The organism is Azospirillum sp. ST 5-10, assembly GCF_051225715.1.
Classification (GTDB): domain Bacteria; phylum Pseudomonadota; class Alphaproteobacteria; order Azospirillales; family Azospirillaceae; genus Azospirillum.
Genome location: NZ_JBPJSP010000022.1, coordinates 54,951 through 78,039 on the forward strand (window position 1 = coordinate 54,951; position 23,089 = coordinate 78,039).

19 protein-coding genes are annotated in these 23,089 nt (G+C 72.6%); 16 read left to right on the top strand and 3 right to left on the bottom strand.

Annotation, left to right across the window (positions count from 1 at the left end):
• Nucleotides 1-9 precede the first annotated feature (9 nt).
• Nucleotides 10-429, bottom strand: a complete 420-nt coding sequence (gene rbsD / locus ACSBPG_RS21830; RefSeq protein ID WP_435539329.1) for a D-ribose pyranase — start codon at nucleotides 427-429, stop codon at nucleotides 10-12.
• A gap of 320 nt (nucleotides 430-749) precedes the next feature.
• Here rbsD and ACSBPG_RS21835 point away from each other — a divergent pair, with 320 nt between their 5' ends.
• From ACSBPG_RS21835 to ACSBPG_RS21900, 14 genes are all read left to right on the top strand, one after another.
• Nucleotides 750-2,618: a sensor histidine kinase gene (locus ACSBPG_RS21835; protein WP_435539330.1), complete on the top strand. Its 1,869-nt coding sequence runs from the start codon at nucleotides 750-752 to the stop codon at nucleotides 2,616-2,618.
• Entirely contained in the window at nucleotides 2,608-3,234 is a 627-nt protein-coding gene (locus ACSBPG_RS21840) for a response regulator transcription factor (protein WP_435539331.1), read from the top strand. The genes ACSBPG_RS21835 and ACSBPG_RS21840 overlap by 11 nt, the downstream gene beginning before the upstream one ends.
• A 176-nt stretch (nucleotides 3,235-3,410) precedes the next feature.
• Complete coding sequence (gene dsrO / locus ACSBPG_RS21845; RefSeq protein WP_435539332.1) at nucleotides 3,411-4,163, top strand: sulfate reduction electron transfer complex DsrMKJOP subunit DsrO; 753 nt, start codon at nucleotides 3,411-3,413, stop codon at nucleotides 4,161-4,163.
• Nucleotides 4,163-5,296, top strand: coding sequence for an NrfD/PsrC family molybdoenzyme membrane anchor subunit (nrfD, locus tag ACSBPG_RS21850; RefSeq protein WP_435539333.1), 1,134 nt, complete (start codon nucleotides 4,163-4,165; stop codon nucleotides 5,294-5,296). The genes dsrO and nrfD overlap by 1 nt, the downstream gene beginning before the upstream one ends.
• Before the next feature lie 14 nt (nucleotides 5,297-5,310).
• Nucleotides 5,311-8,418 (top strand): molybdopterin-dependent oxidoreductase, encoded by a 3,108-nt coding sequence (locus ACSBPG_RS21855; RefSeq protein ID WP_435539334.1) that lies wholly within the window; start codon nucleotides 5,311-5,313, stop codon nucleotides 8,416-8,418.
• A 247-nt stretch (nucleotides 8,419-8,665) separates the two neighbouring features.
• Nucleotides 8,666-9,562, top strand: a complete 897-nt coding sequence (locus ACSBPG_RS21860; protein WP_435539335.1) for a MurR/RpiR family transcriptional regulator — start codon at nucleotides 8,666-8,668, stop codon at nucleotides 9,560-9,562.
• Nucleotides 9,563-9,604: 42 nt separating this feature from the next.
• A complete protein-coding gene (locus ACSBPG_RS21865) occupies nucleotides 9,605-10,450 on the top strand; it encodes a D-amino acid aminotransferase (RefSeq protein WP_435539336.1) in 846 nt (281 codons plus the stop codon).
• The gene (locus tag ACSBPG_RS21870; RefSeq protein WP_435539337.1) at nucleotides 10,447-12,375 is read left to right on the top strand and encodes an ABC transporter ATP-binding protein; all 1,929 of its coding nucleotides are present in this window, start codon (nucleotides 10,447-10,449) and stop codon (nucleotides 12,373-12,375) included. Before ACSBPG_RS21865 ends, ACSBPG_RS21870 begins: the two co-directional genes overlap by 4 nt.
• A 23-nt stretch (nucleotides 12,376-12,398) precedes the next feature.
• Nucleotides 12,399-13,931, top strand: coding sequence for a glutathione ABC transporter substrate-binding protein (locus tag ACSBPG_RS21875; protein ID WP_435539338.1), 1,533 nt, complete (start codon nucleotides 12,399-12,401; stop codon nucleotides 13,929-13,931).
• A 97-nt stretch (nucleotides 13,932-14,028) separates the two neighbouring features.
• Nucleotides 14,029-14,949, top strand: coding sequence for a glutathione ABC transporter permease GsiC (gene gsiC, locus ACSBPG_RS21880; RefSeq protein WP_435539339.1), 921 nt, complete (start codon nucleotides 14,029-14,031; stop codon nucleotides 14,947-14,949).
• Nucleotides 14,946-15,833: an ABC transporter permease subunit gene (locus ACSBPG_RS21885; RefSeq protein WP_435539340.1), complete on the top strand. Its 888-nt coding sequence runs from the start codon at nucleotides 14,946-14,948 to the stop codon at nucleotides 15,831-15,833. The genes gsiC and ACSBPG_RS21885 overlap by 4 nt, the downstream gene beginning before the upstream one ends.
• On the top strand, nucleotides 15,808-16,884 hold the full coding sequence (locus tag ACSBPG_RS21890) for a P1 family peptidase (protein ID WP_435539341.1): 1,077 nt from the start codon (nucleotides 15,808-15,810) through the stop codon (nucleotides 16,882-16,884). Before ACSBPG_RS21885 ends, ACSBPG_RS21890 begins: the two co-directional genes overlap by 26 nt.
• The gene (locus ACSBPG_RS21895; protein WP_435539342.1) at nucleotides 16,881-17,714 is read left to right on the top strand and encodes a M55 family metallopeptidase; all 834 of its coding nucleotides are present in this window, start codon (nucleotides 16,881-16,883) and stop codon (nucleotides 17,712-17,714) included. The genes ACSBPG_RS21890 and ACSBPG_RS21895 overlap by 4 nt, the downstream gene beginning before the upstream one ends.
• An 11-nt stretch (nucleotides 17,715-17,725) precedes the next feature.
• A complete protein-coding gene (locus ACSBPG_RS21900; protein ID WP_435539343.1) occupies nucleotides 17,726-18,685 on the top strand; it encodes an isoaspartyl peptidase/L-asparaginase family protein in 960 nt (319 codons plus the stop codon).
• 10 nt (nucleotides 18,686-18,695) lie between these two features.
• On the opposite strand, the gene ACSBPG_RS21905 is transcribed toward ACSBPG_RS21900, so the two are convergent.
• Nucleotides 18,696-18,833 (bottom strand): hypothetical protein, encoded by a 138-nt coding sequence (locus ACSBPG_RS21905; RefSeq protein WP_435539344.1) that lies wholly within the window; start codon nucleotides 18,831-18,833, stop codon nucleotides 18,696-18,698.
• Between the two features lie 244 nt (nucleotides 18,834-19,077).
• Here ACSBPG_RS21905 and ACSBPG_RS21910 point away from each other — a divergent pair, with 244 nt between their 5' ends.
• The gene (locus ACSBPG_RS21910) at nucleotides 19,078-20,259 is read left to right on the top strand and encodes a glycosyltransferase (RefSeq protein WP_435539345.1); all 1,182 of its coding nucleotides are present in this window, start codon (nucleotides 19,078-19,080) and stop codon (nucleotides 20,257-20,259) included.
• On the opposite strand, the gene ACSBPG_RS21915 is transcribed toward ACSBPG_RS21910, so the two are convergent.
• Nucleotides 20,234-21,592 carry a lipopolysaccharide biosynthesis protein gene (locus ACSBPG_RS21915; RefSeq protein WP_435539346.1) on the bottom strand — a complete coding sequence of 453 codons (1,359 nt, stop codon included), beginning with the start codon at nucleotides 21,590-21,592 and terminating at the stop codon, nucleotides 20,234-20,236. The genes ACSBPG_RS21910 and ACSBPG_RS21915 overlap by 26 nt on opposite strands.
• A gap of 256 nt (nucleotides 21,593-21,848) precedes the next feature.
• Here ACSBPG_RS21915 and ACSBPG_RS21920 point away from each other — a divergent pair, with 256 nt between their 5' ends.
• Nucleotides 21,849-23,009: a CDP-alcohol phosphatidyltransferase family protein gene (locus tag ACSBPG_RS21920; RefSeq protein ID WP_435539347.1), complete on the top strand. Its 1,161-nt coding sequence runs from the start codon at nucleotides 21,849-21,851 to the stop codon at nucleotides 23,007-23,009.
• Nucleotides 23,010-23,089: the final 80 nt, after the last annotated feature.

The window sequence follows — 23,089 nt, forward strand, 5'->3', positions numbered from 1 at the left end:
CGCGGGCCCTCAGAAGGTGACCCCGGACGTCAGGATGATGTTGGCGTAGGGGCGGCACTCGCCGGTGCGCACCACCGCCGCCGCCGAGGCGGTGAGCCGCTTGAACGTCTCGTGCGGCACCTCCTCCACGGCGACGGGGCGGCCCTGGGCGGCCGCGACGGCCGCCAACGCGTCGTCCAGCGCCCGGCGCAGCGCCGGGTTGGCGGCCGCCATCTCGGCGGCGATCACCGCCCGCTCGATCATCATCTCGCTGGCGGCCGCGGCCAGCACGTCCAGGAAGGACGGCAGCCCCGCCACCACGGCGAGGTCGATGCGCTGCGGCCCGGCCGGGATCGGCAGGCCGGCGTCGGCGATCACCAGGGTCTGGGTGTGGCCCAGGCCGGCGATGGCGGCGCTGAGCGGTGCGTTGAGCAGGGTCGCCCGTTTCATGATGCCCTTCTCCGCGATGGGGCCGGTGCTGACGCCGACGATAGCGCCGCGGAAACGTTTGCGCAAACGTTTGCGTCGCTGCGCCGCAGCACCCTCCGCCCGACCTCGGGACCGCTCCCCAGCCATTCTCCGCCGCGCCGCCGCGACGGCGCTTTCCGGCGCCGCGGCTGACATGCCGCAAACCGCTCCGGCCCCTTCCCGTGCTTTCATGCGGCATGCGGGGACACACCCCCGCGGGAGTTTCGGGGGCACAGATGAGGACGACGGCCGCCGGGCCGGCCAAATGTCGGCGCGGACCTTTCCCTTGGCGGGGCCGATCGGTGGTCCGGCGTCTCGCGCCGGCCATGTGGGCCGCCGCCTGCCTGGCCGCCGGCCCCCTGCAGGCCGCCGAACCGCCGATCCGCGTCGGCGTGCTCGCCTACCGGGGCGACGAGCACGCGAACGCCGTCTGGGAACCGACCATCCGCTATCTGGCCGAACGGTTCCCGGACCGGGGTGCGGCGATGGTGCCGCTGGACCTGCGCGGGATGGACGCCGCCGTGCAGGCCCGGACCGTCGACTTCGTCCTGACGAACACCGGAAACTACGTGGAGCTCGAGGCCCGTCACGGCGTGACCCGGATCGCCACGCTCCACTCCTCGCGCGCCGGGGCGTCCGGCGGCGCCATCGGCTCCGTCCTCATCGTCCGCTCCGACCGCACCGACATCCGCGAGGTCGGCGATCTGCGGGGTCGCACGGTCATGGCGATCGATCCCGACGCCTTCGGCGGCTTCCAGGTCGCCTGGGGCATGATGCTGGACGCCGGGGTCGATCCCTACCGCGACGTGAAGGATCTCCGCTTCTCCGGGTTCCCGGTGGACCGCGTCGTCTTCGCCGTCCGCGACGGCGAGATCGATGCCGGCATCCTGCGGGCCTGCGTGCTCGAGGAGCTGGCGGCGGAGGGCCGCATCGAGGCCAGCCGGTTCCGCGTCCTCGCGCCGAGGGCGGCGCCGGGCTTCGACTGCGCCCTGTCCACCGATCTGTATCCCGACTGGCCCCTGGCGCGGCTCGCCACGACGCCGGACGAGCTGGCGAAGGCGGTCGTCGTCGCCCTGTTCCAGATGCCCCGGAACCATCCGGCGGCGCAGGCCGGCGGCTACGAGGGCTGGACGGTGCCGCTCGATTACCAGCCCGTCCACACCCTGTTCCGGTCCCTGCGCATCGGGCCGTACCGCTACCTGCGCGAGGTGTCCGTGCTCGACGTCGCGCGCGAGCACTGGGAGTGGCTGGCGGTCGGCGCGCTCGCCCTCCTGTGGTGGGCGATCCACTCGCTGCGGGTGGAGCACCTGATCAAGGTGCGCACCGCGGAGCTGCGGGCGGCGAACCGGGACCTCGTGCGCGAGATGGCCGAGCGGCGCCGGGCGGAGGAGACCGCCCGCGCGCGGCAGAAGGAGATGGACCATGTCGCCCGCCTCTCCATCCTCGGCGAGATGGCCAGCAATCTGGCGCACGAGTTGAACCAGCCGCTCGGCGCCATCGCCAACTACGCGCGCGGCTGCACCCGGCGCCTGGCGAGCGGGACGGCGGACCCGGCCCAGTTGGCGGACATCACGCGGGCCATCGCGGAACAGGCGGAACGCGCCGGGCAGATCATCGCCCGCATCCGGAACTTCGTCCGCAAACGGGCCTCCCAGATGGAGCCGACGGACGTGAACGAGGCCGTCCGCGCCGCCTTCGCGCTGTGCGAGGGCCAGGCGCGCACCGGCAACGCCAGCATCGCCCTGGACCTTGCCGACGGCCTTCCGCCCGTGCTGGCGGATCGCGTGCAGATCGAGCAGGTGGTGCTGAACCTGATCAAGAACGCCCTCGACGCGATGCAGGACGGGTCGGCCGGCGCGGCGGGAGGGCGGGCCCGCAGCGTGACCGTCCGCACCGGACGCGACGGGGACGGACGGGTCGAGGTCGTGGTGGCCGATCGTGGCCATGGGCTCTCGGAAGAGGCGCGGGCGCGGCTGTTCGACCCGTTCTTCACCACCAAGCCCGGCGGCATGGGACTGGGGCTGTCGATCTGCCGGACCATCGTCGAGGCCCACGGCGGCCATCTCTGGGCGACGGACAATCCCGGCGGCGGCGCGGCGATGCGCTTCGTCCTGCCCGTCGCGGAGGACGGGCAATCGGCCGGCAACGAGGAGCGACACCATGCAGGCTGACACGGTCCGCGGGGGCACGCCCCGCACCGTCTACGTCGTCGACGACGATCCCGCGATGCGGCACTCGCTGGCCTGGCTGGTCGGTTCGCTCGGCGTGCCCGTGGAAACCTTCGCCTCGGGCGAGGAATTCCTCCGCGCCGTCCCCCCGGACCGCCCGGGCTGCCTGGTGACCGACGTGCGCATGCCGGGCATGAGCGGACTGGAACTGCAGGACACCCTCGCCAGGGCCGGATCGCTGCTGGCCGTCGTCGTCATCACCGGCCACGCCGACGTGCCGATGGCGGCGCGGGCGTTCCGCGCGGGCGCGGTCGATTTCGTCGAGAAGCCGTTCAACGACCAGATGCTCCTCGACCGCGTCCACGAGGCGCTCGAGAAGTCGCTCCGGCTCTGGGAGGAACGGGCCCGCAAGAGGCATGTCCACGCCCTGCTGGCACGCCTGACGCCGCGGGAGCGGCAGGTCGCCGATCTGGTCGTGGCGGGAAAGCCGAACAAGGTGATCGCCGTCGAGATCAACCTCAGCCTGAAGACGGTCGAGGTCCATCGGCACAACGTGATGGAGAAGCTCGAGGTCGGGTCGATCGCCGACCTGACCCGGCTCCTGCTCGAGGCGGGATGACGGCCGGGCGCCGCGCCGGTCCACGCCGCACGGCGTCTGCGACACATCGTCCTTGGGGAAAACCCCAACAAGTCTAGGGTTCCCCCCAATGGGACGGGCGGCCCGACGCCGGTACCCTTGCGCAAGAAGGCCCGCGGATGTCCGCGGCGCATGGATTCCGTGCAAGGGGGCCCGTCATGGACCGATCACGACGCAACTTCTGTCTGGGCGTCGGCGCCGCCACCGTCGGGGCGGCCGCGCCGGCTCCGGCACCGGTCGCGGCCGCGCAGGCGCGCACGGGAGGCGACGCGGCGCACCGTTGGGGCATGGTGGTCGACGTGCGCAAGTGCGTCGGCTGCCAGGCCTGCACGGTCGCCTGCATCATGGAGAACGACGTCCCGGAGAACAGTTTCCGCACCATCGTCTCGACCTACGAGGTGACGGAGCGGGGCAGCACCGGCTCCTACATGCTGCCGCGCCTGTGCAATCACTGCGAGGACGCGCCCTGCCTGACCGTCTGCCCGACCGGCGCCACCTTCCAGCGCCAGGACGGCATCGTCGTGGTGGACAACACGGTCTGCGTCGGCTGCGCCTACTGCGTGCAGGCCTGTCCGTACGATGCGCGCTTCATCAACCACGAGACGCAAACCGCCGACAAGTGCACCTTCTGTGTCCACCGCGTCGACGCCGGGCTTCTTCCCGCCTGCGTCGAGACCTGCGTCGGCGGCGCCCGCATCTTCGGCGATCTGAACGATCCGGGCAGCACCGTCTCCGCGCTGGTCCGTGACGAGGGCCCCAAGGTGCTGAAGCCCGAGCAGGGCACGCAGCCGCGGGTCTTCTACATCGGCCTCGATCCGAAATTCCAGGGCCGGGTGGACGGCACGCCGACCCTGTGGCGTCCGAGCGGCCGGCCGCACGCCGACGCCCATGCCGAGAAGGAGCACGCGTGATGGACACCAGCGTCGTCGAGGTCATCAACGTGACCCGGGAGGTCGCGTGGCTCCCCTGGGCCGTCCAGTATTTCTTCCTCATCGGCCTGTCGGTGGGCGGCGTCCTGCTGAGCCTGCCCGGCTACGCCTTCGCCAAGGAGGAGTGGCGCAGGCTCGGCCGCCTCGCCCTGCTGGTGGCGCTCACCTGCGGGCTGGCCGCTCCGGTGGCCCTGCTGTCCGACCTGCACCAGCCCGGCCGCTTCTGGCACTTCTACGTCGTGCTCCGCCCGACGTCCTGGATGTGGTGGGGCGCCTTCTTCATTCCCTTCTACGTCGCCGGCCTGCTGGTCTACGCCTGGGCCTGCCTGCGCGAGGAGTTCCAGGAGCACGGCCGTGTGGACAGCCGCCTCGCCGCGCTCTACCGCCTGGCCGCCCTGGGCGGCGGCCGCAGCGACCGGCTGATCCGCGCCACGGGGCTCGTCGTCCTCGCCGGTGCCGCCCTGGTCGCGCTCTACACCGGCGTCGAGGTCGCCGTCGTCGCAGCGCGTCCGCTGTGGCACACCCCCTTCCTGCCGGTGCAGTTCCTCACCACCGCGCTGGTCGGGGCGGCCGGCCTGGTGCTGATCCTGAACCGCGTCGCCGCGGACGGCGACCGCGCCGTGGAAAGGCAGGCGAGCCGGCTGCTGGCCGCCTTCCTGGGCGCCGTCATGACGGTCGGCGGCGTGTGGCTGGCGCTCGGCCTGTTCGGGATCGACCGGACGCACGCCGTGGCGCTGGAGAGCGTGGCGGACTCGCCGGCGTGGCGAATCACCGCCGTGTGGGCCGTGCTGGCGACCGCGGTTCCCTTCGTCATCGCCGTCGCCAGACCGGCGGGCACGGGCCTGCTGACCGGACTGATCGCCGTCCACAGCGCCTGGATGTTCCGCTGGACCGTGTTCATCGGCGGCCAGACCGTGCCGAAGACCGGTGCCGGCTTCTACGAGTACGCGCTGCCGGCCGGTCCGGACGGGGTGCTCGGCATCGCCGGCACCGCGGGCCTGTGGGTCTTCCTGCTCATCGTCATCACCGCCGTCCTGCCGACCCCGCGCCGCCCGGCGCCCCGCCCGGTCCGCGCCGTCCCGGCCGCCGACCGCGCCGTGGCCGCCGCCGAGTGAACGGAGACACCGCCATGTCCATCACCCGTCGCCTCCTCCTGAAGACCTCCGCCGCGGGCGGCGCGCTCGCCGCCTTCGCCGGCGGCTTCTCCGAAACCGGCCGCAAGCTCGTGAAGGGCGCGTGGGCGGGGGAACGGCCCGCCCATCCCATCTCCGGCAACGCGCCCGCGCCCGAGTTCCACGTCGATCCGCGCAGCGGCGATCTCGCCCCGACCCCGGGCCAGATCGTCGCCAACGTCGCCTGCCTCGGCTGCACCACCCTGTGCGGCGTGCGGGTCCGCGTCGACGTCGCGACGAACAGGGTGCTGCGGGTCGCCGGCAATCCCTACAGCCCGCTCTCCACCGATCCCTTCCTGCCCTACGGCACGCCGATCCGGGACAGCCTCAAGTCGCTGTCGCGCCTGGACGAGAAGGGGCTGAAGGGCCGCTCCACCGCCTGCGGGCGGGGCAACGCGGCCCTGGAGATGCTGACCTCCCCCTTCCGCATCACCACGCCGATGAAGCGCGTCGGCCCGCGCGGCGGGGGCCGGTGGGAGCCCATCGCCTTCGACCGGCTCGTCGAGGAGATCGCCGAAGGGGGCGACCTGTTCGGCGAGGGGCATGTCGACGGCCTGCGGGCCCTGCGCGACCTCGCGACTCCCATCGACCCGGCGGCCCCCGAACTCGGTCCGAAGGTCAACCAGGTGGCCCTGCTGGCCTCCGTCAACGACGGCCGCGACGCCTTCGTCCGCCGCTTCTTCAACAAGGCGCTCGGCACCATCAATTACGCCGGGCACGGTTCCTACTGCGGCGGCGCCTACCGCTCCGGTTCCGGCGCGGCGTTCGGCGACGCCAAGAAGATGCCGCACGCCAAGCCGGACCTCCAGAACGCCGAGTTCGTGCTGTTCATCGGCACCGCCCCGTCCAACGCGGGCAACCCGTTCAAGCGGCAGGCGATGCTGGTCGCCAAGGGACGCACCGACGGCGCGCTGAACTACGTCGTCGTCGACCCGGTGCTGACCAACGCCGACAACCGCGCGGCGGGCGGCCGCTCCAACTGGCTGCCGATCCGCCCGGGAACCGACGGCGCGCTGGTCATGGGCATGATGCGCTGGATGTTCGAGAACGGGCGGATCGACACCAACTACCTGGCGCAGCCCAACGGCAGGGCGGCGGAGGCGGCGGGCGAAGCCGGCTGGTGCAACGCCACCCACCTGGTGATCCGCCAGCCGGGCCATCCGCGGGACGGGCGGATGCTGCGCGCCTCCGACATCGGCCTGGCGACGCTGGACGGGACGGAGCGCTACGGCGCGAAGGACGCGTTCGTCGTCGTCGACGCCGACGGCAGGCCGATGCCCCACGATGCCCTGACGGGGCCGGCGGTGCTGTTCCACGACGGCTCCGTCGACACCCCGGACGGGCCGGTCGCGGTGGCGTCCAGCCTGGCCCTGCTGCGCGAAGAGGCCATGCGGATGGACCTGCGCGGCTACGCCGACGTCTGCGGCATCCCGGCGGACGTGATCGCCGGGCTGGCGCACGAGTTCACCAGCCACGGCAAGAAGGCCGCCGCCAACGCGCACGGCGGCATGATGGCCGGCAACGGCTTCTACAACGCCTTCGCCGTGGTCACGCTGAACACCCTGATCGGCAATCTGAACTGGAAGGGCGGCACCATCTTCGGCGGCGGCCGCTTCCCCGACGAGCAGGACGGCCCGCGCTACAAGCTGGCGAGCTTCCCCGGCCAGGCGAAGCCGTCGGGCATCCCGATCAGCCGCCCGGTGCCCTACGAGAAGTCCAGCGAGTTCAAGGCGAAGACGGCGGCGGGCAAGCCCTATCCGGCGCAGGCCCCGTGGTACCCCAACGCCCCGCAGCTCACCACCGAGTACCTGACCAGCGGCGTGGTGGACGGCTACCCCTACCCGCTGAAGGCGCTGTTCCTGTGGAACAGCAACCCGGTCTACGGCATCCCCGGCGTCCGCGCCGCGGTCGAGGCGACGCTCAGGGACCCGAAGGCCTTGCCGCTGATCGTCGCCATCGATCCGTTCGTCAACGAGTCCTCGGCCTTCGCCGACTACATCGTGCCCGACACGGTGCTGTACGAGACCTGGGGGTGGGCGAGTCCCTGGGCGGGCGTGCCGACCAAGACCTCGACGGCGCGCTGGCCGGTGGTGGAGCCCCGCACCGCCACCCTGCCGGATGGCCAGCACGTGCAGATGGAGACCTTCCTGATCGCCCTGGCCAAGCGGCTGGGCCTGCCCGGCTTCGGCACGGACGCCATCGAGGACATGGACGGCGGCCGGCATCCCCTGGAGCGGCCCGAGGACTGGTACCTGCGCGGCGGCGCCAACATCGCATGGCTCGGCAAGCAGCCCGTGCCCGACGTCTCGGACGACGACGTCGCCCTGTCGGGCGTGGAGCGGCTGCTGCCCACCCTGAAGGCGACGCTGAAGGGGGAGGAGTGGCGCAAGGTCGCCTTCGTCCTCGCCCGCGGCGGCCGCTACCAGAATCAGGCGGAGGGGTTCGAGGGCGAGATCGCGACCCACCGCTTCAAGGACGCCCTACTGGTCTACAACGAGAGCGTCGGCGCCGCGAAGAGCAGCATCACCGGCAGGCGGTGGACCGGCACCGCCACCTGGATGGAGCCGGCCTTCGCCGACGGCACCCCGGTCCGGCAGGTCCATCGGCCGGAGGCGTGGCCGTTCCAACTGATCAGCGCGAAGTCGGTGCTGGTCAGCGCCTACACCATCGCGGCCGGCCGCCTGCGCCACCTGCATCCGGAGAACCCGGTCGGCGTCAACGTCGAGGACGCCCGGCGGCTCGGCATCGCGACCGGCGACCGCATCCGCATCGCCACGCCGGGCGGCACGGAACTGGCGACGGCGATCGTCCGCCACGGCGTCATGCCCGGCGTCCTCGCCGTCGAGCACGGCTTCGGCCACAGGGAGCTGGGGGCGCGCCCGCACGCGATCGGCGGCCGGACCCAGCCGGACCTCCCGGAGATCGGCGCCGGCATCAACCTCAACGACCTCGGCATCGCCGATCCGACCCGCGCGGGCGCCTCGGTCTGGGTCGATCCGATCGCCGGAACCGCCGTGCGCCAGGGCATTCCCGCCCGGCTGGAGCGGGTCGCCGCGGCGGCCTGAGCCCGACGGGCCGACACGCTCCGGCAGGAGGACGCGGCCGCACGCCTCGCCCGGGACCTCCCGCCGGGGCGTGCGGCCCAGGCTCTCCCGGCCGCGCAGAACCCTGTCGGCCCGCTCCCCCGAGCCGGTTGGGTTGCCCGGGCCGGGCACGCCAAGCGATGAAAATGTATTTACAGATTTTTGGCAATTCTGTAACTATTTCGATATCGCAGCCGCGTTCGTGCTGGCCGAAAGGGCATCGACGGGAATGACGCCGCCCGAACCGAAGGGATCGTTGCTGGTCCGGATGCAGAGCTGCCAATCGCGGCTTCCGGCGGCGCTCGCCAAGGTCGGCGCCTGGGCGCTGGCCTACCCGTTTCGCACGGCGACGTTGAAGATCGGCGAGCTGGCCGCGGCGGCCGAGGTGTCCGTGGCCTCGGTCAACCGCTATGCCCGCGTCCTCGGTTACGACGGCTTCCCGGATTTCCGCGAGGACCTGCTGCGCGCCTTCGAATCCACCTTCGCGCCGGTGGAGAAGCTGCGTGTGGCGGTGCAGCGCGACACCACCAACGCCGAGATCATGCGTGAGTCGCTGGCCGGCGACGCCGACAACATCGCCCGCACGCTGGAGCTGCTGCAGCCCGAACAGTGCGAGGCGGCGATCCGCCTGATCCGCGAGGCGCGGCGCATCGTCGCGCTCGGCCTCGGCGACAGCGCCTTTCTGGCGCTGTTCCTGGTCGACGTGCTGGAGCCCTATGTGGACAACGCCCGCGAGGCGATCGGCTTCGGCGGGACCGAGCGCAACATCCGCCGCCTGCTGACGATCAAGCCGGGGGACCTGGTGGTCGCCATCACGTCGCCCCGCTATTCGCGCGGCACCATCGAGCATCTGCGCCTCGCCCGCGAGCGCGGGGCCAAGGCCATCGCCCTCACCGACGCGCCGGATTCGCCGATCGTCCCGCTGGCCGACGTGACGCTGCTCGCCCGCGCCGACCACGGCGTCCGCCACAGCTCGCCGACCGGGCTGATGGCCCTGATCGTGGCGCTCGGCACCGCGCTGTCGCGGTCCGGCCCGGACAGCATCGGTCAGGCGGCCGACGTCGCCGAACACCTCCTTCCCTACCTCCACGTCGTGCCGAAATCGGGCCCCGGGTCCGAGACATGACCGGCCTTTCCCCACTCCACCCGCGCTGAAGACGTGAAGTCGATGACGATCTCCTATTGGAACGGGCGCTATCTGCCGCTGGACCAGGTCCATGTGTCGCCGCTGGACCGCGGCTTCCTGTTCGCCGACGGGCTCTACGAGGTGACCGCCGCCTATCACGGCCGCCTGTTCGAGCCGGAGGCCCATGTCGCCCGACTCCAGCGCGGCCTGGCGGCGCTGCGCATCGACACCGGCCTGTCGGCCGGGGACTGGCTGGCGATCATGGAGCGGCTGGCCGCCGAGTCCGGCATCGCCGGCGACCTGACCGTCTATCTCCAGGTCACCCGCGGGGCGGCGCCGACGCGCGGCCACGCCTTCCCGGCCGGGGTGGCGCCGTCGGTGTTCGGCATGGCCAGCGCGCTGAAGCGCCCGCCCGCCGCCTGGCGCGAGCAGGGCGTGGCGGCGATCACCATCCCCGACATCCGCTGGGGCCGCTGCGACCTCAAGACCGTCGCCCTGCTGGGCAGCGTCCTGGCGCAGCAGGCGGCGACCGACGCCGGGGTGACCGACGCGATCCAGCTGCGCGACGGCGCCGTCACCGAAGGTGCCGCGACCAACGTCTTCGTGGTCAAGGACGGCGTCGTCGCCACGCCCATCGACGACCACCGCATCCTGAACGGCATCACCCGCACCGTCATCCTGCGGCTCGCCGCCGAACACGGCATGGCGCTGGAGGAACGCGACATCCCGGCGGCGGCGCTGGAGACCGCCGACGAGCTGTGGATCGCCAGCACCACCAAGGAGATCACCCCGGTGACCCGGCTGAACGGCAAGCCGGTCGGCTCCGGCGAGCCGGGCCCCGTATGGCGCCGCATGTTCGCGCTCTTCTCCGAAAGGCTCGGCCGATGAGCCGCTCCGCCGCGGCCGCCGTGCCGCCCGCCGGACACGCCGCCGGCCCGCCGCCGAGGCTGCTGTCGGTGGAGGGGCTGAGCGTCGCCTTCGACGGCGAGGACGGCCCGGTGCGGGTGGTCGAGGATCTCAGCTTCTCCGTGTCACCGGGCGAGACGGTCGCCATCGTCGGCGAGTCCGGCTCCGGCAAGTCGGTGACCTCGCTGTCGGTGATGCGGCTCGTCGACTACGCCGGCGGGCGCATCGTCGGCGGGCGCATCCGCTTCCGGGGGCGCGACGGGCGCGAGCGCGACCTCGCCGTCCCGCCGGCGGAAGCGCTGACCGCCATGCGCGGCAACGACATCGCCATGGTGTTCCAGGAGCCGATGACGTCGCTGAACCCGGTCTTCACCATCGGCGACCAGATCGCCGAGGCGGTGATGCTGCACCAGGGCATGGACCGCAAGGCGGCGCGGGCCGAGGCGTTGCGCATGCTGGAGAGGGTGCGGATTCCCGAGCCGGCCCGGCTGCTCGACCGCCATCCCCACCAGTTGTCCGGCGGCATGCGCCAGCGCGTGATGATCGCCATGGCGCTGTCCTGCCGGCCGTCGCTGCTGATCGCCGACGAGCCGACCACGGCGCTCGACGTCACCATCCAGGCGCAGATCCTGCGGCTGATCCGCCTGCTGCAGGACGAGATGGGGATGGGCGTCATCTTCATCACCCACGACATGGGCGTGGTGGCGGAGGTGGCCGACCGCGTCGTGGTGATGTGGCGCGGCAGAAAGGTGGAGGAGGGGACGGTCGCGGAGATCTTCGGCGCGCCGCGGCATCCCTACACCAAGGCGCTGCTGTCGGCGGTGCCGAAGCTGGGCGCGCTCAACGGCCAGGACCTGCCGGTGCGCTTCCCCCTGCTGGTGGCGGACGGGACGGACGGGGCCGAGGCGCCGGCCGCGCCGGCGGTCCAGGACACCGTCCGCGACGCCGGCACGCCGCTGCTGGAGGTGCGCGACCTCACCACCCGCTTCGACGTGCGCAAGGGGATCTTCGGCTCGCTGCGGGCGCGGGTGCACGCGGTGGAGAGGATCAGCTTCGCCGTCCGCCACGGCGAGACGCTGGCGCTGGTCGGCGAATCCGGCTGCGGCAAGTCCACCACCGGCCGCACCATCATGGGCCTGCAGGCGGCCACCTCCGGCACCATCCGCTTCGACGGCGTCGACACGGCGACGCTGGATTCCAACGGCCAGGCGAAGCTGAAGGAGAAGATCCAGTACATTTTCCAGGACCCCTTCGCCTCGCTGAACCCGCGCATGACCGTGGGATTCAGCGTGGCCGAGCCGATGCTGGTCCACGACTACGCCCCCGCCTCCCGGCCCGGCCTGTCGCGCCGGCGCGCCGTCGAGGAGCGCGTCGCCGACCTGCTGGTCCAGGTCGGGCTGAAGCCGGAGCACGCGCGCCGCTATCCGCACGAGTTCTCCGGCGGGCAGCGGCAGCGCATCTGCATCGCCCGCGCGCTCGCCTGCGATCCCAAGCTGATCATCGCCGACGAGGCGGTGGCGGCGCTGGACGTGTCGATCCAGGCGCAGGTCGTCAACCTGCTGATGGACCTCCAGGCGATGCGGGGCCTGTCCTACCTGTTCATCAGCCACGACATGGCGGTCGTGGAACGGGTCAGCCACCGCGTCGCCGTCATGTATCTGGGCCAGATCGTCGAGATCGGTCCGCGCCGCGCGGTGTTCGAGAACCCGCAGCATCCCTACACCCGCCGTCTGATGGCGGCGGTGCCGATCGCCGATCCCGGCCGCCGCAGCCGCGACCTCCGGCTGCTGACCGGCGAGATCCCGAGCCCCATCCGCACCCTGGGAGACGAACCGACGGTCGAGCCGCTGGTCGCCGTCGGCGCGGACCACTTCGTCGCCCGCCACGCCATCGGCGGGGATTTCTGAACCAAAACCCTGGGAGACTTCCTGTGACGCGCTTCGCCCTCACGCTGATGGCCGGTCTGCTGACCGGCACCGCGCTGGCCGGCCCGGCCTTCGCCGCCAAGGATCTGGTGGTCGGCGTTCCCGACAACCTCACCGGCCTCGACCCCTCCGACGTCAACGACACGCTGTCGCAGTCGGCCTCCCGGACCATGTTCCAGGGCCTGTTCGGCTTCGACAAGGACATGAAGCTGGTGCCGCTGCTGGCCGAGAGCTACGAGGTCAACGACGACGCCACCGAATACACCTACCACCTGCGCAAGGGCGTCACCTTCCATGACGGCACCCCCTTCGACGCCCGGGCGGTGAAGATCAACTTCGACCGCCTGGCCGACCCCGCCAACCGCCTCAAGCGCCAGAGCCTGCTGGCGATGCTGGCCGAAAGCGTGGTGGTCGACGACCACACCATCACCCTGAAGCTGTCGCAGCCCTTCGGCGCGCTGAACAACAACCTGGCCCATCCCGGCGCCATGATCCACAGCCCGAAGTCGCTGGAGGACTGGGGCAAGGACGTCGGCCGCCACCCGGTCGGCACCGGCCCCTACAAGTTCGTGAGCTGGGAAGCCGACACCCTGAAGGTCGAGAAGAACCCGACCTACTGGAAGGAAGGCCTGCCCAAGGTCGACACGGTGACGTTCCGCAGCGTGCCGGAGAACGGCAGCCGCATCGCCATGCTGCAGACCAACGAGGCCCAGTTCATCTACCCGCTGCCGCCGGAAATGGTGACGATGGTGGAGGCGAACAGCGCGCTGCAGGTCATCGACGCGCCGTCGATCATCGCCCGCTATGTGGCGATGAACACCATGAAGAAGCCGTTCGACGACCCGCGCGTCCGTCAGGCGCTGAACTACGCGGTCGACAAGAAGGCCTGGGCCAAGGTCGTCTACCGCGGCCACGCCGGCCCCCTCGATTCGGCGATCCCGCCGCTGCTCGGCTACCACGTCGCCCAGACGCCGCAGTACGACCACGACATCGCCAAGGCCAAGCGGTTGCTGGCCGAGGCCGGCTATCCCAACGGCTTCGAGGCCGAGATGTTCAGCCGCAACAGCACCAACCTGGTCCGCGGCATGCAGTTCGTGCAGCAGCAGTTGGCGCAGGTCGGCGTCAAGCTGACCGTCACCCCGCTGGAGGCCGGCGTCGAGGCGTCGCGCGTGTGGAGCGTGGAGAAGCCGGAGGACGCCACCGTGCAGATGCAGTACGGCGGCTGGTCGGCCTCGACCGGCGACGCCGACTGGGGCCTGCGCCCGCTGCTGTGGGGCAAGGGCTTCCCGCCGAAGTTCTTCAACGTCGCCTACTACCACAACGCCACGGTCGACGCCGCGATCGAACAGGGCATCGCCACCGCGGACACCGCCAAGCGCGCCGAGGCCTACCGCGTCGCGCAGGAGCAGATCTGGAAGGACGCGCCCTGGATCTTCCTGGGCGTCGAGAACCTGCTGGCGGGCCAGTCGAAGACGCTCAGCGGCCTCCACTACCTGGCCGACGGCGGCCTGCTGATGGAGGAAGCCGACCTCCAGTGATGCGGCGGCCGGCTTGCCCTCTCGCCCGCGCCGGGACCGGCCGGGGAGAGGGCGAGCCCCGTCGGACACCGGCCCGTTCATCCAGGACCAACGCCTCATGCTGAAATACCTCGTCGGCCGTGTCGCCGCCATCGTGCCGGTGCTGCTGGTGATTTCCGTCTTCGTGTTCGGCTTCGTCCATCTGCTGCCCGGCGACCCGGCGCGCCTGGTGGCCGGGCCGGACGCCCCGCAGCGCGACGTGGAGCTGGTGCGCCAGGACCTGGGGCTGGACAAGCCGCTGTGGGTCCAGTACGGGCGCTTCCTGTCCAACGTCGTGCAGGGCGACTTCGGCCGCTCGATGAAGACCAAGCGGCCGGTCGCCGTGGAGATCGGCGAACGGTTCCTGCCCACCCTCTATCTCACGCTGATCGCCATGGTCTGGGCGACGCTGGCCGGGCTGCTGATCGGCGTCGCCTCGGCGACCAAGCGCGGGCGCTGGCAGGACCATGCCGGCATGGTGGTGGCGGTGTCGGGCATCGCCTTCCCGTCCTTCTGGCTGGGCCTGCTGATGATCGACCTGTTCTCGGTCAAGCTCGGCTGGCTGCCGACCAGCGGCTACGGCACGTGGCAGCATTTCGTCATGCCGTCGCTGACCCTGGGGCTCGGCGTCGCCGCGGTGATGGCGCGCTTCACCCGCTCCGCCTTCATCGAGATCGCCCGCGAGGATTACGTCCGCACGGCGCGGGCCAAGGGCGTGCCGTCGCGGCTGGTGGTGTGGAAGCACACGCTGCGCAACGCGCTGATCCCGATCATCACCATGGTCGGCCTGCAGTTCGGATTCCTGCTCGGCGGGTCGATCGTCGTGGAGACGGTCTTCTCCTGGCCGGGGCTGGGGCGGCTGCTGGTGGACAGCGTGAACTACCGCGACTACGCCGTCATCCAGGCCGAGATCCTGCTGTTCTCGCTGGAGTTCATCCTCATCAACCTGCTGGTCGACGTGCTGTACGCCCTCGCCAACCCCGAGATCCGCTACTCATGACCGCGATCACCGAGACCACCGCACCCGCCACCGGCCGCGACGCCATCCGCTCGCCGCTGCGCGAGTTCTGGCACCGGTTCCGGCGCAACCGCACCGCCATCGCGGCCGGCGCCTGCCTGCTGCTCCTGGCACTCGCCGCGGCGGCGGCTCCCTGGCTGGCGCCCTACGATCCGGCGGCCTTCGACTACGACCGCATCCTGGAGGGCCCCTCGCCGGCCCATTGGGCCGGCACCGACGCCTATGGCCGCGACATCCTCAGCCGCATCCTGTGGGGCGCCCGCATCTCGCTGTCGGTCGGTCTGCTGTCGGTGCTGCTGGGCGGCGGCGCCGGCGTCGGGCTGGGCCTGATCAGCGGCTTCCGCGGCGGCTGGGTGGACGCGCTGATCATGCGGGTGTGCGACGTGCTGCTGGCCTTTCCCGGCATCCTGCTGGCCATCGGCATCGTCGCCATCCTGGGACCGGGCATCACCAACGTGGTCTATGCCGTGGCGATCTTCAGCGTGCCGGTCTTCGCCCGGCTGGTGCGCGGCAGCACGCTCGCGCTGAAGCGCGCGGTCTATGTCGACGCCGCCCGCGCCATCGGCGTGCGCGACCGGCTGCTGATGGTGCGCCACATCCTGCCGGGCACCCTGCCCAGCGTGATCGTCTACGTCTCCATGCGCATCGGCACCTCGATCCTGACGGCGGCGAGCCTCAGCTTCATCGGCCTCGGCGCCCAGCCGCCCAGCCCGGAATGGGGGGCGATGCTGGCCGACGGCCGCAGCTACATCGGCGTCGCCAGCCACGTCACCTTCTATCCCGGCCTCGCCATCTTCCTGACGGTGCTGGCCTTCAACCTGCTCGGCGACGGACTGCGCGATGCCCTCGACCCCAAGCTCCGCTGACGGCGCGCGGCGGGCGCGCGACGCCGGCCTCCCCTGCGGGCGGCTGAAGCCGGGGCCGGGCAACGCCATCACCGACGTGCCGGGCGTGCGGGTCGGCCATTGCACGCTGGACGACGGCGCGATCCAGACCGGCGTGACCGCCATCCTGCCGCACCCCGGCAACCTCTACCGCGACAAGCCGGTGGCGGCGGCCGACGTGCTGAACGGCTTCGGCAAGAGCGTCGGCCTGATGCAGGTGGAGGAGCTGGGGGTGCTGGAAACGCCGATCCTGCTCACCAACACCCTGTCGGTCGGCACCGCCGCCACCGCGCTGATCCGCCACGCCGTCGCCGCCAACCCCGACATCGGCCGCACCACCGCCACCGTCAACCCGGTCGTGCTGGAGTGCAACGACGGGCCGCTGAACGACATCCAGGCCCTGGCGGTGAGCGAAGCGCACGCGGCGTCGGCGCTCGCCGCCGCCGCCGCGGCGGACGGGGCGGCGGTCGCCGTCGGGGCCGTCGGGGCCGGGCGGGGCATGTCCTGCTTCGGCTTCAAGGGCGGGATCGGCACCGCGTCGCGCCGGCTGTCGCTGGACGGCACGCGCCGTCACCTCGGCGTGCTGGTGCTGGCCAATTTCGGCCGCCCCGGGGAGCTGCGCCTGCCCGACGGCCGCCTCGTCGTGCCGCCGGACCGCGACGAGGCGCCCGAGAAGGGCTCCGTCATCGTCGTCGCCGCCACCGACGCGCCGCTCGACCACCGCCAGCTTCGCCGCGTCATCCGCCGCGCCGGCGTCGGCCTGGCGCGGGTCGGTTCCTTCTGGGGCCACGGCAGCGGCGACATCGCTCTGGGGTTCTGCACCGCCAACCGTGTCGGCCACGACGAGACCGCCGACACCGTGCCGATGCGCGTGCTGAACGAGCGCCGCATCGACCGGCTGTTCGAGGCGATGGCCGACGCCACCCAGGAGGCGGTGCTGGACGCCCTCGTCGCGGCGACGCCGGTGGTCGGCCGCGACGGCGCCACCCGGCCCTGCCTTTCCAGCGTCCTGAACTCCGGGAGTTCCCGTTGAAGATCTACATCTCCGCCGACATCGAAGGGGTGGCCGGCGTCGTCACGGCGCAGCAGGCGACCCCCGGCAACGGCGAGTACGAGCGCGCCCGGCGGCTGATGACCGCCGAGGTGAACGCCGCCGTCGAAGGCGCCCTGGAGGGCGGGGCGACCGAGGTCCTGGTCAACGACAGCCACGGCCCCATGGTCAATCTGCTGCCCGACGAGCTGCATCCGGCGGCCGAGCTCATCCTCGGCCGCCCGAAGCCGTTCGGCATGTTCGCGGGGCTGGAGGCGGACGCGGCCGGCGTCATGTGCGTCGGCTTCCACGGCGCCGCCCGGCACTACGGCGTCCTCGCCCACACCACCAACAGCTTCGCCTTCGGCCGCGTCCGGGTGAACGGCAGGGAGCTGGGGGAGGCCGGCAATTACGGCGCCTGGGCCGGGGAGCTCGGCGTCCCCGTGATCCTGCTGACGGGCGACGACCGTTTCGCCGATGAGGTGGCGCCGCTGTTCCCCGACTCCGAGCGGGTGGTGGTGAAGCGGGCCCTCGGCCAGCGCGCCGCACGCTCGGTGGCGCCGGCGGTCGCCCGCGCCCGCATCCGCGAGGCGGCGGGCCGGGCCGTGCGCCGCGCCGCCGGCATCCCGCCCCTGCGCATCCCGCCGTGCGGCGACGGTGCGCCCTATCGGCTGGAGATCGAGATGACCAGCCCGGCGCTGGCCGACCTGGCGGCGCTGATCCCGGTGTCCGAACGGCTCGACCCCGTGACCGTCCGCCTGCCGGCCGACGGCATGGCCGCCGTCCTCGGCTGGATCAACACCCTGTCGGCCATGTCGGCCACCCTGCGCTGAGACCCCGACCCATGACCCAGTGCGATCCGCAGCCCTTCGCCCTCGCCATCCATGGCGGCGCCGGCACCATCCGGCGCGACGCCCTGACCGCGGAGCTGACCGCGGCCTACCACGCCGGCCTGCGCCGGGCGCTCGCCGCCGGCCATGCGGTGCTGGCGGACGGCGGCAGCGCCTTGGACGCCGTCACCCGTGCCGTGATGGCCCTCGAGGACGATCCGCTGTTCAACGCCGGCCGCGGCGCCGTCTTCACCGCGGAGGGCCGGCAGGAGATGGACGCGGCGGTCATGGACGGCCGCGACCGCGCCGCCGGCGCCGTCGCCGGCCTGTTCGGTCCGCGCAACCCGATCCTCGCCGCCCGCGCGGTGATGGAGCACAGCGACCACGTGCTGCTCATCGGCGACGGCGCGATGGAGCTGTGCCGCCGCCGCGGCCTGGCGATGGAGGAGGCGCCCTACTTCTTCACCCAGCCGCGCTGGGACGCCCTCCAGGCCGAACTGGAGCGCCGGCGCAGTGGGGCGCCCGACGACGGCGACGAGCAGCGCCGCCACGGCACCGTCGGCGCGGTGGCCCGCGACCGCGACGGCCATCTGGCGGCGGCAACCTCGACCGGCGGCATGACCGCCAAGGCCAAGGGGCGGGTCGGCGACAGTCCGGTGATCGGCGCCGGCACCTTCGCCGACAACGCCACCTGCGCGGTCTCCGCCACCGGCCACGGCGAGCATTTCATCCGCCGCTGCGCCGCCCATGAGATCGACGCCCGCATGCGCTGGGCCGGACACACGCTGGAGCGGGCCGCGTCCGCCGTGGTGGAGGAGCTGGGGGCGCTCGGCGGGTCGGGCGGGCTGATCGCCGTCGATCGCGACGGGCGCGTGGCGCTGCCCTTCAACTGCTCCGGCATGTACCGCGGCGTCATCGGCGCCGACGGGCGGGCGCTGACGGCGATCCATCGCGAAGCATACCGCGGGGAATGAGCGGGCGGCCTCAGGTTCGGCCGGGCGGCGACGCCGGCTCGCACGGGATCGCCGCGCCCGGGGCGTCGCGGGAGGTGACCGCCCAGATCACCGGGAACAGCAGGGTGACCATGGCGAGCAGGCCCAGGCTCATCAGCTTGTCGATCATGGCCGGCTCCTCTTCACGGCGGGTGCGTGTCTTTCCGTATGGCCCCGATGGTAACAATTCCGCAACCTGTCCGTAGGTGATCGGCCGTTCGTCGGAACCGGATGCGGCCGTCGTGCCACGATCTTTCACGGCGGACCCGGCGCCGGTCCGGCGCGCATGGCGGATACGCGCCGGCCGCGGCCTGGCCCCTCGCCCCGCGCCCACGGCGGTGGTAGACATCGCCGCCACGGGAGGACCACAGGTCATGAACGCGCACAACCCACCCGCCCCGGCGTCCCGCCGGGCGGCCTTCTTCCTGCACGGCTTCGAGATGGGGGGCGCCCAGCGGCGCAGCCTCGCCCTCGCCGGCGAGCTGGTCCGCCGCGGCTGGCGGATCGACCTGCTGGTCGCCCTCGACGAGGGGCCGCTGCGGCCGGAGGTGCCGGCCGGCGTCCGCGTGGTCGACCTGGGTGGCCGGCTGGCCCGCCTGCCGTGGGTCCGCGGCCGCCGCCGCCGCCGGGTGCGCGCCGTCGTCCCCGCCCTCGCCGCCTATCTGCGCGCGGAGCGCCCGGCGGTGCTGATGGCGGCGGCGAACCACACGGCGCTGGCCGCCGCCGCCGCCCACGCCCTGGCCCGCTGCCCGGAGGTACGCCTGGTGCTGCGCGCCAGCAACTCCGTGTCGGCGACCCGGCGCAGCCTGTCCGACCGCCTGAAGCGGCTGGCCGTCCGCTGGACCTACCCGCGCGCCGCCGCGGTGGCCGCGGTCTCCCAGGCGATCGCCGCGGAGCTGACGGCGCTGCAGCCGCGGCTCGCCGGCCGCGTCCACGTCGTCCCCAACCCGGTGATCGGCCGCGACGCGGCGCAGCGCATGACGGAGCCGGCGGACCATCCCTGGTTCGCTCCGGGCGAGCCGCCGGTCGTGCTGGGCGTCGGCCGGCTGGCGCCGCAGAAGGACTTCGCCACCCTGGTCCGCGCCGTGGCGCGGCTGCGCGGGGAGCGGCCGGCGCGCCTGCTCATCCTCGGCGACGGCGAGGAGCGGGAGGCGCTGACCCGCCTCGCCGGCCGGCTCGGCTTCGGCGACGCGTTCGCCCTGCCCGGCTTCGTCGCCAACCCCCTGCCCTACATGGGCGCGGCGGCGGCGTTCGTCCTGTCGTCGCGCTGGGAGGGCATGCCCGGCGTGCTCATCGAGGCGATGGCGTGCGGCTGCCCGGTGGTCAGCACCGACTGCCCCGGCGGCAGCGCCGAGGTGCTGGGTGGCGGGGCGCTCGGCCCGCTGGTGCCGGTGGGCGACGACGCGGCCCTGGCGGCGGCGATCCGCACCGTCCTCGACGCCGGTGCCGACCGTCCGGCCCTGCGCGCCCGCGCCGCCGACTTCTCGGTGGACCGGGCGGGGGCCGCCCTGGACGCCCTGTTCACCGCGGTCATCGCGGATCGGGCGCCCTCCTGAGCCAACTCCAGGTCGGCAGCAGCAGCCCGACGAAGCCGGTCAGCGCGCCGGCGATGGCGGCCAGACCGGCGCCGTTCAGGCCGACCGCCCACACCAGGACGACGAGCAGCCCGGCGTGGGTGAGCGCGCTGGCCAGCCGGGTGCGCAGGGCCGGCCCGACCCGTCCGGTCGCCATCAGCAGCGGCTCCAGGGGAAAGCTCCACAGGGTGATCGAGGCGGCCACGCCGAGCATGAGCATGACCGGGTAGCCGGCGGCGAACGGCGGGCCGGCGATCAGCACCAGGATCGCCTCCCCCGCGGCCGCCAGGACCGCCAGGACCGCCACGCTGACCGCCGCCGACAGCGCCACCGCCTGCAGGACGAGGCGCCGCAGGCTGGCCAGGTCCTCCTCCGCCGAGAGCCGGGCGAACTCCGGATAGATCACCGGCACCAGCAGCTTGGCCGGCTTGGTCAGGGCCTCGCCGAGCTGGCGGGCGATCCGGTAGAGCCCGGCGGCGGCCGGCCCGAGCAGGAAACCGACGCCGAGCGTGGCGAACTGGTTGGGCGCCAGGGCGATGGTGGCGGTCAGGTTGGTCGACCAGACGAAGCGCCAGAAATCGGCATGGTCCGCGGTGAGCGGGCGCCGCGGTCCGCGTCCCGCCACGCGCACGCCGCGGCGGCGCAGCTCGCGCCAGGCCGAAGCGATCTGCAGCAGGCCGGCCACCAGGGTGGCGGCGAACCACACCGCCAGGAACGCCTCGAGGCCGCCGCCCACCCCGTACAGCAGCGCCGCGCCGACGAGGCGGACCAGCGAGCCGCTGGTGTTCTGGAAGGCCAGCAGGTCGAAGCGGTCGAACAGGCGCAGGACGCCGACCGACGTGCCGCCCACCATGAAGGCGGAGGAGACGGTGTAGAGGGCGACCAGCGGCGCCAGTTCCGCCGGCCAGCCGAGCCACGGCCCGGCCAGCCACGCCACGGCGCCGCCGACGACGACGCCGACGGTGGCGCTGAGCAGGTCGAGCCGCATGGTGGCGCGGATGATGCGGCCGAGATGGGCGGTGTCGTCCTGGCGCAGCGCCATCGCGCCGTAGCGCAGGACCGCCTGCCAGGACTGGAACTTGGCGAGTTCCCCCACGGCCTGGGCGTAGGCGTGGACGAGCACCAGCAGCCCCAGCCCCTCCAGCCCGAGGGCGCGGGCCGCCAGCGCGGTGTAGGCGAGGCTCAGCACCCCGTTCAGCGACTTGCCGGTCAGCAGGACCGAGACGTTGCGGATCAGCCGCGCGAACGGGCCGCGCTCCGCACCTCGGCCCGACGACGGAGGGAGCCGGCCGCCGGCGACGCGGAGCATGTCCATTCCATTTCCTCGGCCGTGACGAACCCGCCGACATTGACGGAAGCGGCGGCGGCGGACAAGGGGTGGCGGACAGGGGGCGGTTGCCCGTCCGGGACGACGCGCCGCGTCATGCCGCTTGCGTCGCCCGGATCGGTATCCTAACAATCGGTCGCCGGTCGCTCCGGGACCGTACCGTCCGGCGCCGGTAGGCGCCGGACCCGGTCCCCGGTCGGCAATGCGGACGTGTGATGAGGGCAGCATCCCGGTGAGCGACGTCGTGGTTCAGGCAGCGACCGAGGGCGACACGGTGGTCGACCCCGGACTTCCACCCCTTGGGCTGATCGTCGGCAGCTGCCAGGTGCGGCTGTGGGGGATGACCTCGGCCGAACGCCTGCGCCGCTCCCTGGGCCGCGCCGGGGTGAGCGAGGTCCAGCCCTGGGAGGGCCGGGCGGCCCCCGGACGGCGCAACCTGCTGATGCGCGACGACCACGTCTACGACGCGGTGCTGGTCGCCGACCTCGCCGGCGCCCGCAACACCGTGCTGACCACCGACGACGGCCGGCCGGTCGCGGCCAACGTCGACCCCGGCCACGCCGCGGCGGCGGCCGCGCTGCTGACCGACGGCGGCCCGCTGCCCGAAGGGCTGCGCGCCGTCACGCCGTCGGCGCTCAGCTCCGTCTACAACCGCGCCCTGCGCAAGCGGGAGAAGCCGTACCTGGTGCCGCTGACCGAGCAGACGCTGCCGTCGGTCGAGCGGCGGATGTTCTCCGGCTCCTACAAGGGCGTCACCGACCTCGTCACGAAATATGTCTGGCCGGCGCCGGCGCTGCGCGTCACCCGCTGGTGCGCCGACCTCGGGATCACCCCCAACGCCGTGACCTCCCTCAGCCTCGTCCTGGTGCTCGTCGCCATGGCGGCGTTCTGGAACGGCTGGTTCCTGGCCGGGCTGGCCATGGCGTGGGGCATGACCTTCCTCGACACGGTGGACGGCAAGCTCGCCCGCGTGACGATGACCTCGACCAAGCTGGGCAACGTCTACGACCACGGCATCGACCTGATCCATCCGCCCTTCTGGTACTGGGCCTGGATCGTCGGCCTGGGAACGGTCGGGCTGCCGCTCGACCAGCCGTGGCTGATCCTCGTCGTGGTGACCGGCGGCTACGTCCTGCAGCGCCTGCAGGAAGGGCTGTTCCTCGCCCTGTTCAAGATGCAGATCCACATCTGGCGGCCGTTCGACAGCTGGTTCCGGCTGATCACCGCACGGCGCAACCCGAACCTGATCCTCCTCACCGTCGGCGCCCTGGCCGGCCGGCCGGACCTCGGCATGGTGGCCGTCGCCGTCTGGACCGTGGCCTCGCTGCTGGTGCACACGGTGCAGATCGTCCAGGCCCTGGCGGCCCGCCGCAGCGGGCCGCTGGAATCGTGGATGGCACGGTGAGGCGGGCCGGGACGGCCATCCGCTCCTCCCGGCGCCGGCTGCGGCGTCGGGTTTCCCAAGCACGTTCCATGGACATCTCT